This window comes from Kouleothrix sp., assembly GCF_046328425.1.
GTDB lineage: Bacteria > Chloroflexota > Chloroflexia > Chloroflexales > Roseiflexaceae > Kouleothrix.
This window is the reverse complement of record NZ_JAXLWP010000012.1, coordinates 43,222-57,919: the sequence shown is the minus strand read 5'-3', so window position 1 is coordinate 57,919 and position 14,698 is coordinate 43,222. Positions and strand designations below refer to the sequence as shown.

The 14,698-nt window shown below is 57.5% G+C and carries 11 protein-coding genes; 8 read left to right on the top strand and 3 right to left on the bottom strand.

Features of this window, described 5'->3' with window-relative positions:
* Positions 1-64: 64 nt before the first annotated feature.
* From nrfD to fdhD, 5 genes are all read left to right on the top strand, one after another.
* Positions 65-994 carry an NrfD/PsrC family molybdoenzyme membrane anchor subunit gene (gene nrfD, locus U0177_RS12695; protein WP_409571006.1) on the top strand — a complete coding sequence of 310 codons (930 nt, stop codon included), beginning with the start codon at positions 65-67 and terminating at the stop codon, positions 992-994.
* Positions 995-1,010: 16 nt separating this feature from the next.
* The gene (locus U0177_RS12690) at positions 1,011-1,187 is read left to right on the top strand and encodes a hypothetical protein (protein WP_409571005.1); all 177 of its coding nucleotides are present in this window, start codon (positions 1,011-1,013) and stop codon (positions 1,185-1,187) included.
* A 25-nt stretch (positions 1,188-1,212) separates the two neighbouring features.
* Complete coding sequence (locus U0177_RS12685) at positions 1,213-1,551, top strand: hypothetical protein (RefSeq protein ID WP_409571004.1); 339 nt, start codon at positions 1,213-1,215, stop codon at positions 1,549-1,551.
* Between the two features lie 318 nt (positions 1,552-1,869).
* The gene (locus U0177_RS12680; RefSeq protein WP_409571003.1) at positions 1,870-2,736 is read left to right on the top strand and encodes a formate dehydrogenase accessory protein FdhE; all 867 of its coding nucleotides are present in this window, start codon (positions 1,870-1,872) and stop codon (positions 2,734-2,736) included.
* 158 nt (positions 2,737-2,894) lie between these two features.
* The gene (gene fdhD / locus U0177_RS12675; protein WP_409571002.1) at positions 2,895-3,743 is read left to right on the top strand and encodes a formate dehydrogenase accessory sulfurtransferase FdhD; all 849 of its coding nucleotides are present in this window, start codon (positions 2,895-2,897) and stop codon (positions 3,741-3,743) included.
* 66 nt (positions 3,744-3,809) lie between these two features.
* On the opposite strand, the gene U0177_RS12670 is transcribed toward fdhD, so the two are convergent.
* Entirely contained in the window at positions 3,810-4,355 is a 546-nt protein-coding gene (locus U0177_RS12670) for a hypothetical protein (protein ID WP_409571001.1), read from the bottom strand.
* Between the two features lie 304 nt (positions 4,356-4,659).
* Between U0177_RS12670 and U0177_RS12665 the strand changes: the two genes are divergently transcribed.
* The gene (locus U0177_RS12665; RefSeq protein WP_409571000.1) at positions 4,660-6,396 is read left to right on the top strand and encodes a PAS domain-containing sensor histidine kinase; all 1,737 of its coding nucleotides are present in this window, start codon (positions 4,660-4,662) and stop codon (positions 6,394-6,396) included.
* A gap of 147 nt (positions 6,397-6,543) precedes the next feature.
* Here the strand turns inward: U0177_RS12665 and U0177_RS12660 are convergent, their stop codons facing one another.
* Complete coding sequence (locus U0177_RS12660) at positions 6,544-7,152, bottom strand: trimeric intracellular cation channel family protein (protein WP_409570999.1); 609 nt, start codon at positions 7,150-7,152, stop codon at positions 6,544-6,546.
* 229 nt (positions 7,153-7,381) lie between these two features.
* On the bottom strand, positions 7,382-9,016 hold the full coding sequence (pgi, locus tag U0177_RS12655; protein ID WP_409570998.1) for a glucose-6-phosphate isomerase: 1,635 nt from the start codon (positions 9,014-9,016) through the stop codon (positions 7,382-7,384).
* A gap of 1,048 nt (positions 9,017-10,064) precedes the next feature.
* Here pgi and U0177_RS12650 point away from each other — a divergent pair.
* The gene (locus U0177_RS12650) at positions 10,065-11,651 is read left to right on the top strand and encodes a DUF262 domain-containing protein (protein ID WP_409570997.1); all 1,587 of its coding nucleotides are present in this window, start codon (positions 10,065-10,067) and stop codon (positions 11,649-11,651) included.
* A 436-nt stretch (positions 11,652-12,087) separates the two neighbouring features.
* A complete protein-coding gene (locus U0177_RS12645) occupies positions 12,088-14,688 on the top strand; it encodes an NACHT domain-containing protein (RefSeq protein ID WP_409570996.1) in 2,601 nt (866 codons plus the stop codon).
* Positions 14,689-14,698: the final 10 nt, after the last annotated feature.

Below are 14,698 nucleotides of genomic sequence, written 5' to 3'. Positions count from 1 at the left end.
TGGCGCGCAGCGCCTCGCCTGCGGCAGCGAGGACACCGCATAAGTCCTGTCAAGGAGAGGTGATATGGAAGTCGGCCGCATCGCCGCTAACCCGGATTGGGGCTGGTGGATCGTTCTCTACTTCTACCTCGGCGGCATCGCCGCCGGCGCATACTTCGTCGGCACGCTGATCGACCTGGTAGGCCACGACGAGCGCGACCTGCCGATCGCGCGCATGGCCTTCTATATCGCCGCGCCGCTGATCGCCGTCTGCGGCATCCTGCTGATCGTCGACCTCAGCCGCCCCGAGCGCTTCTGGCACATGATGATCCAGTCGAACACCGGCTGGCCAATGTTCAAGTACTGGTCGCCAATGTCGGTGGGCGTGTGGGCGCTGCTGCTGTTCGGCCTGTTCAGCGGGGCGTCGTTCGTGGGCGCGCTGGCCGAGGATGCGCGCTTTGGCCTTGGGCGCTTCGGCGGCCTGGCCGCGCGCCTGCACCACGGCCCCGTCGGCGCACTGTTTCAGCTGGCCGGCACCGCCGTCGGCTTCTTCATCGCCTCGTACACCGGCGCGCTGCTCAGCGCCACCAACATGCCGTTCTGGAGCGACAGCCCGTGGATCGCGCCGCTGTTCCTCGCGTCGGCGGCCTCGACGGGTATGGCCGCGCTGCTGCTGCTGCTGCTGCTCACGCGCAGCCCGGCCCCGCGCGACTCGATTGCCAGCCTCGAGCGCACCGACCGCTGGGCCATGCTGCTTGAGCTGGTGCTGCTGATCGCCTTTTTGCTCTCGCTCGGCGGCCTGGCGCCCGCGCTGCTGGCTAGCCCCTACGGGCTGCTGCTGATCGGCGGGACGCTGGTGCTCGGCGTGCTGCTGCCGCTGCTGCTGAGCTGGCGCCCGCGCCTGCTTGGCGCGCGCAGCACGGCGGTGGGCGCCGGCCTGGCGCTGCTGGGCGGCCTGGCGCTGCGCTATGCGATCGTCATGGCCGGGCAGTACGCGGCGCTGGCGGGGCGCTAGCCGAGAGGAGCATACCGTGCCGACACAACGACGGATCGCGCTGGCGCTGCTTGCGCTGGCCCTGCTGGCGGCCTGTGGGCCGGAAGACGGCCGGGCGCGCGGCGGCGGCAGCGGCGGCGACGCAAACAACAAGCCCGCGGTTATGCAGCCGAAAAGCAAGGTGTTCGACGAGCCGGTGCCCGGAACGCCGTAGCGCCAGGGAGGTGCAGCTGAAACATATGGCCGAACTTCGCCCAGCCGACATCGCCACATTCCTGCTCGCCTCTGGCGACCTGCTGCCACGCCAGCGCGCGCGCGACCAGCAGGCCGACCTGGCGGGCCTGGCGATCAAGCGCCGCGTGCTCGACATGGTGGTGTCGTACGACCCGCCGCCCGCCGAGCTTGAGGCTGCGCTCATGCGTATCGCGCACGAGCTGGGGCCACCATCGGGCCCGGCGCGCGCGATCTGCGCCCTTGTGCGCGACGAGCTGGCCGACACAGCCGCCACGCCCGAGCTGCTGGCCTGGTTGATCGACGAGGCGCTGCGCGAGGGGGCAGCGCCGCAGCAGCGTCGATGAAGCCTCATAAACACGAGTTTACGCGCCGTCCTCTCGCGTGGGAGGCTCGGAGGGCGGCAAAGCCGCCCCCCCACCGCGCAACTCGTGTAATAAACAGGACTTACGCGGTCGCCTGCGATATCGGCTCCTTCTGCCTGCGGCGGCATGGTACTTCGCTTTCTTTTGTCCTGGGAAGGTGGCGCAAAGCGCCACCTTCCCAGCACCATCCATAAAAAAGTACCGCTCTGCCGAAGGCAAAAACGCGCACCGCGTAAGCCCTGTAATAAACAGGATCGTACCGCACTGGAAAGCTGGTTTGAAGCAGGTAGGTTCAAAACTATGCACCTATTCCGCCGACCCAAGCCCGACACGCCAGAGCTGGCCGACGCACTCAGCCGCCTGGCCCAGCTCGCCGAAGCAGTGCCGGCCCTGCGCGACGCCGCCACGCTTCAGGGCACGCTGCTGCGCGCCTGCTACGCCGATCCCGCCGAGGTTGGCGTGTTCGGGCTCACGGCCGAGCACGCCGCCGCCAAGCTGGCCGGCGGCACGCCGCTGCTGCACGGCGAAGCGGCGCCGATCGACCTGGCCGCAGTCGCCAGGCAGCTGCCCCGGCTGGCCGGCGCCATCGCCAGCTACGCCGAGCCCGGCGCAGCCGCCAGTATCGCCGCCGCCGTCCGCGCGGGCACGCTCGATGGAGCCGCGCTGGCGCGCGCCGCGCTCGGCGGCGACGCCAACACGGTACGCCAGCGCGCCGACGAGCTACACCTCAGCGGCGATCTGCTGAGCACACTGCTGCGCTTCAGCCTGTTTCCCGCGCTCACCCGCCTGGCGGCCCAGCTCGCGCCCACGATCGAGGTGGCGGCCTGGGGCCAGGGTTTCTGCCCGCTCTGCGGTAGCGCGCCGCTGCTCGGCGAGCACCGCGGCCTCGAGCAGCGCCGCTACCTGCGCTGCGGGCTGTGCGCGAGCGCGTGGCCGGTCGACCGGCTGTGGTGCCCGCACTGCGGCACCCGCGAGCACGAGCACCTCGGCTACCTCCATGTCGAGGGCGACGAGCAGCGCCGCGCCAGCACCTGCGAGCAGTGCCTTAGCTACCTCAAGGTGCTGGCCACGCTCGGCCCGCTCGCACCGCTCGATCTGCTCGTCGCCGACATCGAGACGCTGCCGCTCGACCTGGTTGCGCTCGAGCGCGGCTATATCACCCTCTAGTGTAGAATCAGCTCTGGCTTTGTGGTGCGGTCGCGACGGCGACCGCACCACAAAGCCAGATGTGTTTTCCCTCCCTGACAGGGGAGGACGTTGCACGAGCTCTGGTAGAAGCAGCTCTACCATTTACAATTTGCGCTTTGCAAACTACAATGCCGCCTATGCCAGATCCAATCTCCGAGCTAGACTATATCGAGTTCGACGGCGAGCGCGCCACGCGCGTCGCCCGCCCGGTGATCGCCGAGACGCCCTGGGTGCTGTATGTCAACCGGCGCGAGCTGCTGACTTTTATGTGCTCGCCGGTGGGGCTGCACCAGCTCGCGCTCGGCTTCCTGGTGTCCGAGGGCGTCATCGCCGAGCTGGGCGACGTGTGGCAGCTTAAGGTATACCTCGACGAAGATCGCGTGTATATGTTCTTCCCCGAGGCCGGGCTCGACGGCGAGCTGGCGATGCCGACGTGCGCCGAGGCGACCGGCAGCATCGACGTGCGCCTGCGCGCCCCGCTCGCCGCGCGCCCCGAAAAGCGCATCCTTACCTCGGGCTGCGGCGGCGGCGTCACCTTCGACGACCTCTCGGGCGAAAGGCCGCCGCTGCGCGGCGACGTGCAGGTCAGCGCCTCGCAGATCGGCGAGCTGATGCACCAGCTGAACCAGGGCGCCACGCTGTACCGCGCCAGCCGCGGCGTGCATACCTCGGGCCTCGCCAGCGCCGAGCGCCTGCTGGTGCAGGCCGAAGATGTCGGCCGCCACAACACGCTCGACAAGATCCGCGGCGCGTGCCTGCTGCGCGGCCAGCCCACCCGCGACCACCTGCTGCTCAGCAGCGGGCGCATCTCCACCGAGATGATCACCAAGGCGCGCAAGATGGAGGTGCCGATCGTTATCTCGCGCACGTCGCCGACGATCGCTTCGATCCGGCTGGCGCAGCGCTGGAACATGACGCTGATCGGCTATGTGCGCGGCCGCCAGATGCGCGTCTACACCGGCGCCGAGCGCGTGCTGTTCCGCTAGCCCCGGCACACACAACGCGCGGGGCGGCGATGCCGCCCCGCGCGTTGTGTGTGCCTGCAGGTGCGCCTAGTCGCCGGCCGGCGCGCAGGCCAGCACTGCGTCGGCCAGCTGCTCGGCCGCCTCGGCGGGCTGCCACACCGTCACCGACGCGTCGATCGCGCCCTGGCCGAACGCGCGCGCCACCGAGATGCGGTGGTGCCCATCGCGCACGTAGTAGTCGTCGCCGATTTGGATCAGCTCGACCGCCGGAAGCGCATGGCCCAGCGCCCAGGCGGTGGCCACGCTCAGCCAGCGCGCCCGCGTATACTCCTGCAGCGGCGCGAACGCATGGTCAAAATCGCGCATGCGATCCTCGCTGCCCACAATCCTCGCCAGCGGCACCGGCCGCACTGCCGGGTCGCGCACCGGCTGGTGGCCGCCGTGCCGCGCCGGCAGCTGGCGCAGGCGATTCGAGCGCCGCAGAAGCCGCGACCAGATCGCGCGCGCCCGGCTGCGCACTAGCTGCCGGCGGTACAGCTCGATCACCTGGATGTGCGTCTGCAGGATGAGATCGCGCTCGACGCCGGGGAGCGGCAGCCCGGCCTGGGCACCACTGCGGTAGATCTCAAACATTGAAGCGCTCCTTCCACAACCCCTGCCGCCGGCCACATTCCGGCACCATCAGTCTAGCAGCACGCACACGCAGGGGCATGTGCCAAACGTTCGATCTGCGCTTCAATATTTCGACGGGGCTGGGTCAGCCTTGCGGCTGAGTAGAGTACTCAGCCTGATTGTGGCGTGGCGCCTCGTGATACGGTATCGTAGAAGCTATTTTTAACCGGAACCCAATACATGGAATGGTTCAGAAAGCGGTACAATAAACATGCATGCGAATGCATTGTAGGCGAGGCTGCTGTGTGAAGAACGTTAGGCAATTATGCACGCATGGGATGATCCGATCGACCTGAGCACCCGTGCCGGCAGGCGCGAGATCCTCAATAGAACGCTGCGCACAAATCTTCCGCCGGTGGCGCTCGGCCTGAGCGTGCTGTATGTGCTGCTGGCGCTGAGCCACAGCCTGCTGCTCCAGCCGCCCGCCCGCACGTTTATGGTGTCCACCGCGCTTGCCTCGGCGCTGCTGCTGGCGGGGCTATGGTGGCTGCTGCGCCGCGTCACGCCGCCGACCTGGCTGGCCCACCCGATCAGCGCGGGCATCGCCGGCGTGATCCTGTTCAATAGCCTGCTGCACATGGCGCTCATCCCCGAGCCCAAGCAGTCGACAAACATCGCCCTGCTAATGGTTGGCATCGGCAGCCTGTTCCTCTCGCTGCCCTGGTTTGCCGGAATCGCCGCGCTGACGCTTGTGGGCTGGGGCGCGATCGTCTGGCAGGCGCCGCCCTCGGCCGACTGGGTGCACTTCGGGTTTATGCTCGGCCAGGCTACGCTGCTGTCGCTGCTGATCCTGCTGGTACGGCTGCGCACTCACCTGCGCATGGAGCGCCTGCACCAGCGCGAGCAGGCGCGCGCCGGCGAGCTGGCCAGGGCGCTCGAGACGCTGCGCCAGCGCGAGGATACGCTGCGCCGCCAGGCCCTGACGTTCGCGCATATCTCCGATGGCGTGGTTGTGCTCGACCAGGCCGGCTGGGTGATCGACTGCAACCGGGCAGCCGAGCAGCTCTTCGGCCACTCGCGCGCCGAGCTGATCGGGCCGCCTGCGGTTACGCCGCGCGGCGTGGCCGTGCTGCCGTTCGCGCACGTGGTGGCGGCGCTGGCGCCCGGCGCTCAGTGGAGCGGCGAGCTGCCATTCATGCGCCAGGATGGTACGTGGGGGGTGTGCGAGGTTACGGTGCTGCCGATTGGCGACGACAGCGCCTGGATCGCGACGCTCGCAGTGTGCCGCGATATCACCGAGCGCAAGCGCACCGAGCAGGCGCTGTACCGGGCCAAAGACGCCGCCGAGGCCGCCAGCCGCGCCAAGAGCGCCTTTCTGGCAAACATGAGCCACGAGCTGCGCACGCCGCTCACGGCGATCATCGGCTACAGCGAGCTGCTCGAAACCGAGGTCGGCCAGAACTCCCGGCTGCACGACGACCTCGGCAAGATCCAGAACGCCGGCCAGCACCTGCTCCAGCTGATCAACGACGTGCTCGACCTGAGCAAGATCGAAGCCGGCAAGGTCGACCTGCAGATCGGCCCGTGCGACCTCGCTCAGCTTGTCGAGGATGTCGCCACCGCCATGCGGCCGGTGGTCGAGCGCCAGCATAACCGCTTGTGCCTGGCGGCCAGCGCGGCAAACGCTAAGATCTACACCGACGCCGTCAAGCTGCGCCAGGTGCTGATCAACCTGGTGAGCAACGCCGCCAAATTCACCGAGCACGGCGCCGTCACGATCGCCGTCGATGAGCACGCCGACGAGCAAAATCGCCGCTGGCGGCTGCGCGTGTCCGACACTGGCATCGGCATCGCGCCCGAGGATATGCACCTGCTGTTCCAGGATTTCCAGCAGATCAATGGCGGCATCGCCAGCGTGCGCGGCGGCACCGGCCTGGGCCTGGCGCTTAGCCGGCGCCTGTGCGAGCTGCTCGGCGCGGCGATCACCGTCGAAAGCCAGCCCGGCGTCGGCTCGACGTTCACCGTACACCTGCCCGACGCGATCGGGCCGGCGCGGCTGTAGTACACTCCGTTTGATTGCTTTGTTTTTGCGATGCTCTGCCCGGCTTCGCCGGGCAGAGCATCGCAAAAAGAATAAAGAATAGAGATACCGAAGCAAGTACCGCTCTGCCGAAGGCTCAGCGCGCCAACTGCGTACGTCTTCCATCTATCACTCGGGTATGCGAAAGATCGGCAGCTGCAACCCTCGCCAAATAGCAAACAGCCGCAGCGCAACCACCACAACGATGCCGACCCCAAACGCGTACGAGCGCTGCAGCCCCAACGCTTGCAAGAGTAGGTAGCAAACGATGCCCACGATTGCGGCAGTGGCGTAAATATCTCGCCGCAGGATGAGCGGCACCTGCGCCGTAATCACATCCCGCAGCATCCCTCCGGCTGCGCCGGTCATCGTACCCATCAGCACCACGATGATCGGCGGGCACAGCGCCGCCTCTGCTACCTGGGCGCCAGACAGCGCAAACAGCGCCAATCCCAGGGCATCGGCCACGAGAAGCGCATTGCCTGGCAGTGAAGCTACCCGCACATAGCCAACGGTCAGCAAAGCTGACGCCATGATCACCAGCAGGTAGTGTGCGTCGGTGATCCAGAAGATTGGATGCCGATTCAAGAGCAGATCGCGGAGCGTGCCTCCCCCGATCGCCGTAATGGCCGCAATAACAACGACCCCGAGCAGATCCAGCCCCCGGCTACGCGCAGCCAGCACACCGCTCGCCGCGAAGACGGCAACACCTACAAGATCGAGGTAGTAAAGAATCACACGATGCCTCAGTATGCCAAACAGATTGGTGCTTACACCAAATTCGCTTGATTACTGACACTTTGGTGGGGGTTTGGGGCGGCTTCGCCCGCCCCATTTCTTATTGTGTTGCACAACGTGGCGAAGCCACGTTGTGCAACACAATCGATACATGATCAAGCGAACAGCGTATTAGTACAGGCTACCGCTGGCTCGATCCGAGTTTTCAGGACAAATCAGCGCTGTTTTTCTAGCGCTTGCGCGCGCGGTAGCGCGCGATCAGCGTATTTGTCGAGCTGTCGTGCGCCAGTGTGGGCGCCTCGGCCGCCTCAAGCTCGGGCACGATGCGGTTGGCCAGCTGCTTGCCCAGCTCGACGCCCCACTGGTCGAATGGGCCGATGCCCCACACCGCGCCCTGCGTGAACACGCTGTGCTCGTACAGCGCCACCAGCTTGCCAAGCATCTCGGGCGTGAGCTCGTCGGCGAGCAGGCTGTTGGTCGGGTGGTTGCCGGCGAAGGTGCGGTGCGGCACCAGATCCTCGGCGGTGCCCTCGGCGCGCACCTCGTCGGCCGTCTTGCCAAACGCCAGCGCCTCGGTCTGCGCGAACATATTCGCCATCAGCAGGTCGTGGTGGCGGCCGAGCGGGTTGAGCGAGCGCGCGAAGCCGATGAAATCGGCGGGGATGAGCTTGGTGCCCTGGTGGATCAGCTGGTAGAACGAGTGCTGGCCGTTGGTGCCCGGCTCGCCCCAGTAGATCGGCCCGGTCTGATAGCTCACCTGGCGGCCGTCGAGCGTGACGCTCTTGCCGTTGCTTTCCATCGTCAGCTGCTGGAGGTAGGCCGGGAAGCGCTTCAGGTAGTTGTCGTACGGCAGGATGGCCACCGTCTGCGCGCCGAAGAAGTTGTTGTACCACAGCGTAATCAGGCCGAGCAGCACCGGCAGGTTGCGCGCAAACGGCGCGGTGCGGAAGTGCTCGTCCATGGCGTGGAAGCCCGCCAGCATCGCGCGGAAGTTCTCGGGGCCAAGCGCGATCATGGTCGAAAGCCCGATCGCCGAGGTCATCGAGTAGCGCCCGCCGACCCAATCCCAGAAGCCGAACATATTGTCGGTGTCGATGCCGAACGCCTGCACTGCTTTGGCATTCGTCGACACGGCCACGAAGTGCCGGGCCACCGCCGCCGCGTCGCCCAGCGCCGCCAGCAGCCACTCGCGCGCGCTGGTGGCGTTGGTCATGGTCTCGATCGTCGTGAAGGTCTTCGACGAGATAACAAACAGCGTCTCGGCCGGGTCGAGGTCGCGCGTGGCCTCGGCGAAGTCGCTGCCGTCGACATTCGACACAAAGCGAAAGGTCATGTCGCGCTGGCTGTAGTGCTTGAGCGCCTCGTAGGCCATCACCGGGCCGAGGTCCGAGCCGCCGATGCCAATATTCACCACGTTGCGGATGCGCCGGCCGGTGAAGCCCAGCCAGCCGCCGCCGCGCACCTGGTCGGCGAAGCGCGCCATACGCTCGAGCACGGCATGCACCTCGGGCACCACGTCGGCGCCGTCGACGACGATCTGGGCGCCTTTGGGCGCGCGCAGCGCAACGTGCAGCACCGCGCGGTTCTCGGTGCGATTGATCTTCTCGCCACGGAACATCGCGTCGATCTGCTCGCGCAGGCCGATCTCGTCGGCCAGGCGCAGCAGCAACCCGATTGTCTCGTCGGTCAGGCGGTTCTTCGAGTAGTCGAAGTACAGCCCCAGCGCTTCAAGCGTCATGCGCTCGCCGCGCTGCGGGTCTTCGGCGAACAGCTGGCGCAAATGCGCCGCCCCGATCGTATCGTAGTGCGCCTGGAGCGCCTTCCAGGCTGGTCGCTCTGTCAGGCCGGCGGGTGTATCTGGCATTGGTTCCTCCTCGTGCAGGCGGATCGGCGTGCATCTCACGGTGTGGCACTCTGCATACCCTGGGCCACAGCCCGCATAGTATAGAGCGAAATCGCGCGCGCTACAAAACCTGTTTCTGTGCGGGCGGCACCGGCGTTCGGCCTCACCCCCGCGCCCCCTCTCCTGAAAGAAGCGGGAGAACACACGGCAGGTGGCGGTTGCGGCTTTGCCCCACCTGCCTGCTCAAAGCCGCCGCCCGCCGCAGTGTGCCGCGCGCGCCCCAATGATCATGGCTCGCCTACACGCTCTGATGAGCAGCGCGATACGTTTGAAACGGGCGCCAACTTCTTTGAAACAGACGCCAACTTCTTTGGAAGACAAGCCTACATGTTTGGAAGGCAAGCCTACATGTTTGGAAGGCAAGCCCACACAAAACTCCTGGCCGGCCGGCGCGGCCCATAGCTTCGCATACCTCTTGTATAATCCAGGCCAATCGCTGGCGGAGACCCAGCCGCCCGCTGTGCAATCGGAGCAATCTGTGGACGAACGGCCTACCCGTGGCTGGTGAGCGAGGGCCAGGCGGGGCTGGCGCGGCGGCGATCGGCCACAGTTCAGCAGATCTGCCGAAGGCTCAGCTATAGATAGCAACAGCGATTAATCCTGCCACGCTCGCAGGCATCGGCAGCTATGCGCCTATTCGCAAAGCTTTACGCCGTACCCCTTGCCACTTCGCGAATCTGTGCTATGATTTGCTCGACCACCATGCCAGCAGGAGGGTCGCGCCATATGCTTCTTCACCCGATGTGCCACCACTTTTGAGCGCATACTTTTCGCTTGCCGAGCGAGAGTATATGGGAGGATCGCTGTTTGGAGCGGGGCGCAGTTGTATATACTTGTACACACGTGTACGTAATAGTCATAGCTGCTCAGATAAAAGGTATAATTGTCAGTCTAATAATGAGTTGGTTCGCAATCAAACCCCGATCACGTATCAATATGACAATGCATGTCACAAATCTATGGTACTATCAGCCGCGACAGATATCATATTAGTTTGGAGAAAACCGATATGGAAGATCTAACGATTCGGGCAATCTTAAATATGGTCAAGAGTGGAAGCATCCGCATTCCAACTTTCCAAAGAGGATTTGTGTGGGATGCAGATAAAGTCGCATTTTTAATGGATAGTATCTATAAAGGATATCCAATCGGCTCGCTTCTTCTTTGGCGTACCAAAGAGAGGCTGAAGTTCGAACGAAAACTCGGGCCATTCTCACTACCTGAGCCTGATGTTGACTACCCTGTGGATTATATTCTCGATGGTCAGCAGCGTGTTACTTCTATCTTTGGAGTTTTTCAAACAGATATCCCTCAAGATATTGATAATGACTCCCCTTGGATGAATATATTTTACGATCTAAGGGCTGGCTTAAATGCACAGGAATCTCAGTTTGTCGCACTCAACCCTGGAGAGGCAGATCCATCGCGATATTTCCCCCTTAAGACTTTATTTGATACAGTCGCGTATCGCAAAGCAACTCGTGACCTGGACGACGCTCTCGCCGAGCAAGTTGATAAGATTCAAACGCGTTTTAAGGAAGCAAGAATACCTCATCAGATGATTTCGACGGATGACAAGACCACTGTAGCTATAGTATTTGAGCGTGTTAATCGTCGTGGAGTCCCATTAGATACACTCCAACTGTTAACCGCTTGGACTTGGAGCCAAGACTTCCATCTCCAGCAGCAATTTGACGATCTAACAGCAGATTTAAAACCATTTGGGTTTGATGATGTTGGCGAAGATAGCAACCTTCTACTAAGGTGCTGCTCTGCTGTCCTATCGAGAGATGCTTCTATAGAAACTCTGATTACGCTTAATGGATCTACAGTTCGCACTCGATTTGCAGAAGTAATCAATGGATTAAAAGGAGCTATTGATTTTCTTCGATCAAATTTACACATATTCTCATTAGATAACCTTCCATATCCATATTTACTAGTACCACTTTCAGTGTTCTTCGCGACCCCTGGCAACCAACAAGTACGTATGAGCAACGACCAGCGTAGCACAATTCTTCGATGGTTCTGGCGTGTGTGCTTTACAAAGCGATATAATAGTCAGCCTATTAAGACTGTGCAAGCGGATATCGACTCTATAATCAAACTTCGTGAAGGCCAACCTACGGACCTTGGCAACTTCAGCTACACCCCTTTGAATGCTGATTCGTTTCGTCATGATCTCTTTCGAGTCAACAATGTTAGCACCAAGACTTTTGTTCTAATGCTTGCACAAAGTCTTCCGCGCAGTTTTATCAGTGGCAACGCTATATCTCTTCAGAGCGTCTTGCGCGACTACAACAGAAATGAATTTCATCATCTATTTCCGCGCTCATTCCTAAAGAACCAGGGGACATTGCCATATGATCCAAACTGCCTAGCTAACTTCAGTTTTATGTCGCGAGCTGATAATAATGCGCTTGGTGGTGTGGCACCGAGTATATATAAAGCAAAAATGCCTAGTAATATGGCTATCGTGAATGAAATCCTACAGCACGACTTGTGCCCAACATCGCTCTTTGAAGACAAATTTGAGCCATTCATAGATGAGCGTGCTCAACTACTTGCCAATATCGGCAACGAATTAATGAGTTAGGCTCTTTCTGATAATTCGAAACCGTGTAGACACTAGCCGTATTTTGCAGCCATTCTTATATCGAATTGCTTCTTGAAATGCCAATATCGCTGCTAATCTCAGGCTCTTTTTAATCCGAAACCGGATTGTCAGAAAGAGCCTAAGGCTTATTTCAGTCTGTAACGTGTAACAGGCGAGCAAATTAAAAGCCTTATAGCGGCTACGGCCGAACAAGCGTATGCAGCCCGACGCCGCTGCGCGTCGACAAGATCGGGACGATTTTTAACGTTGGATATGGCGTGAGTGCTTTCCCGATCTATCGTGGCGGCGCGGCTGATGCGCGATCGTTCGGTGGCAATTCGCTACTGCAACTCGTACGTCAGAACTGACATTTTTGTCATCCACTCTAATCACAATACCTCTTGATCACGCTCGTTACAATATCTAGGAGAACATCATGGATTATATTCTTCAGAATATCAACAAGAAAATTAATTTCTACACCGCAACAAAAAAATCCCGAGAACTTACGGAGTATTATCGCGTTAAAGTAGAATATTGCTTGTTTTTAGCTTTGGGATATCTATGGAATGAGAATATAAATAATATTGACTCAGATACCAAATCTTACGTTTTCGAGAAAATACAAAATCCATCTATTGGCACAGTAATCGACGTTTCTCGTCGTCTCGACATTCAAAAGGAACTTTTCTTAAATAAAAAATTTAATAATACAATAAATAGCTACCCAACAATCCGAAATGACAGAGTCGGACATGGTTATACTTTTCAGGACTCAGAGGAATCATATGTCCGCAGTATTTCATCTCTGGCAAATTCACTCACTGATGCAGCACCCCTTTTTCGACAGCAACATGACATTATTGTTGTGCTTGATCAAGATGAAACAAAATACACTGGCATTAATTATAAAGCAGATGGGGTCAATTATAAACCTTGGGCTTGTCCTAAACAAATAGCTTCTTTCCAAGTAGGAAGTTTTTACCTATTTTCAGATCAGAAATTCTACTATAGAATTTCACCTTTTATCTATGGCACTAGTGAAGAGGAATTCTTTATATTTCGGAACATTACTGAAATTCTGTCAGGAAGAGTTCAATATAATCAGATCTTTCGAACAGTAAATATAATGCTTGACTGGAGTGAGTTAAGCAATGTCTCTATCGAAACCACAAATTTCCGCAGGAAAAGTATTAATGGAACTATTATTAGTGTTTTGAATAAAAACTATAAGAAATACATCGAAGTAGGAACAATGAAAAAGAAAATTACAAATTTTCTCTTGAAAGATCGTGCATCTGTATGTGCAACAATATGGGGCCACGGTGGTGTTGGGAAAACAGCAACTGTTCAGAGTATATGCGAGGATCTGGCGAACGGTTCAACCAAACGATTTGATTATATAGTATTTACATCTGCAAAAGATAGATTTTACAATTATTTCACTGGTAATATTCAGGAAATTGAGGAAAACACTGAAACATACGAGGCCTTTATTAGGCACATTAACTGTGTGATCTGTAATCAAGATACACCAGATGAAAGTCTTATTATTACTAACCAAAGTAAAACGCTACTAGTTGTTGATGACTTCGAGACATTCCCTAGCGAGGAGAAAAAAAAGATTGAGGATTTTATCAGAAAACTTGATATTAATCGACACAAAGTTCTTGTTACAACTAGAGCAAATCTTATCATTGGCGATGAGTTTCAAACCAATGAGCTTGACCTAGACGAAACACGTGCATTTCTTATTGAGATTCTTCGATCTGAATTTACTAACGATCATGTACAGAATCTGGAGGCCGACTTGGGGACAAACGACCGCCACAAACTAGTGCATGAAATCACAAATGGTAGGCCTCTGTTCGTGTATCAATTTGCATATATTTGGATGCAAAGTGGAACAATTGAGTCCGCACTAGCAAGAAATATTAAGCAAGAAAAATCTGCAATTGATTTTCTATATGGACGTATATATGATTATTTATCTCCTCTTGCCAAAGATATTTTTGTGATCATGGGACAGATTGTTACTGACAGTGACTTAACTAATCTCATAGAAAAGGTGAGATATATTCTTAATCAGGAAAATAATGATCGATTTAATGACGGAATTCGAGAATTAGAAAAACTGCGCATTATAGAGGTTGTGGAGTCGAAATTCTTTCGAGTATACTCGAAAGAGATTCTGCAGACCATGTCTCTATATTTTGACAATAGAAATGATACTTTTCGCCGAAATACTATTTCTAGAATACCCCATGTAACCAAGGACAGAAAACTGGATAATGACCAAGCGCTATTACTAAATGCAAACACTGCTCGCGTCTCTCGCACTGAGCAAGAAGTTATAAGTCTTTATAGAGGCATTATCAATAGATCAAATAGTGCTTTTAAGATTAGACTGCAAGCCATCACAAATCTAGCAGACTATCTCTTTAATAGCAGAGGCAAGAAAGACGAGGCTGTGAAATTATTAAAAGATCACGAGCACTTATTCAATGAAGAGCATGCTTTTTCTCGCCTATATGCAACTTATTCCTGGGCGACTGGAAGGAAGGAGGAAAGTATTCAAATCCTTTCTGAATATTGTGCAAGAAAACCAATGCAATATCAAGAAGATAGAAATATCAGGTTTGAATTAACCGGACTATTAATCACATATCGATCACTTGATGCTATTCAAAGAAAGGAAGAATTAAAGGAAAAGAGACGTTTCGAAGAAATAACATTGGGAGAGTATGATGAAGAGAATCTTAAAATAAAGAACTTACTTTTTGATATCTGCCATCAACATGGTACGTATTTTTTTCGAGCACTAAGACAAATGGAAGATATTCAGCGACTAACTTCTGGAGCGCGACAGAATATAGTTTCAGCTTTATACCAGTACGCGAATGTTAATATCAGGTTAAATAGATACGGCGAGGCCATCGAAATTTGTGAATTTGCAATCGTCCACTTCCCAACACATTTTGCGGACCAATTCCGAAGCAAAATCGATTTTTGTCGTCGAAAAATGACATACCGATGATTATTAACCA

Excerpts from the sequence above, each read along its gene's own strand:
- U0177_RS12670 (WP_409571001.1), bottom strand. The coding sequence starts at position 4,355 with ATGTTTGAGATCTACCGCAGTGGTGCCCAGGCCGGGCTGCCGCTCCCC.
- U0177_RS12685 (WP_409571004.1), top strand. The coding sequence starts at position 1,213 with ATGGCCGAACTTCGCCCAGCCGACATCGCCACATTCCTGCTCGCCTCT.
- U0177_RS12645 (WP_409570996.1), top strand. The coding sequence starts at position 12,088 with ATGGATTATATTCTTCAGAATATCAACAAGAAAATTAATTTCTACACC.
- U0177_RS12665 (WP_409571000.1), top strand. The coding sequence starts at position 4,660 with ATGCACGCATGGGATGATCCGATCGACCTGAGCACCCGTGCCGGCAGG.
- U0177_RS12650 (WP_409570997.1), top strand. The coding sequence starts at position 10,065 with ATGGAAGATCTAACGATTCGGGCAATCTTAAATATGGTCAAGAGTGGA.
- pgi (WP_409570998.1), bottom strand. The coding sequence starts at position 9,016 with ATGCCAGATACACCCGCCGGCCTGACAGAGCGACCAGCCTGGAAGGCG.
- fdhD (WP_409571002.1), top strand. The coding sequence starts at position 2,895 with ATGCCAGATCCAATCTCCGAGCTAGACTATATCGAGTTCGACGGCGAG.
- nrfD (WP_409571006.1), top strand. The coding sequence starts at position 65 with ATGGAAGTCGGCCGCATCGCCGCTAACCCGGATTGGGGCTGGTGGATC.
- U0177_RS12680 (WP_409571003.1), top strand. The coding sequence starts at position 1,870 with ATGCACCTATTCCGCCGACCCAAGCCCGACACGCCAGAGCTGGCCGAC.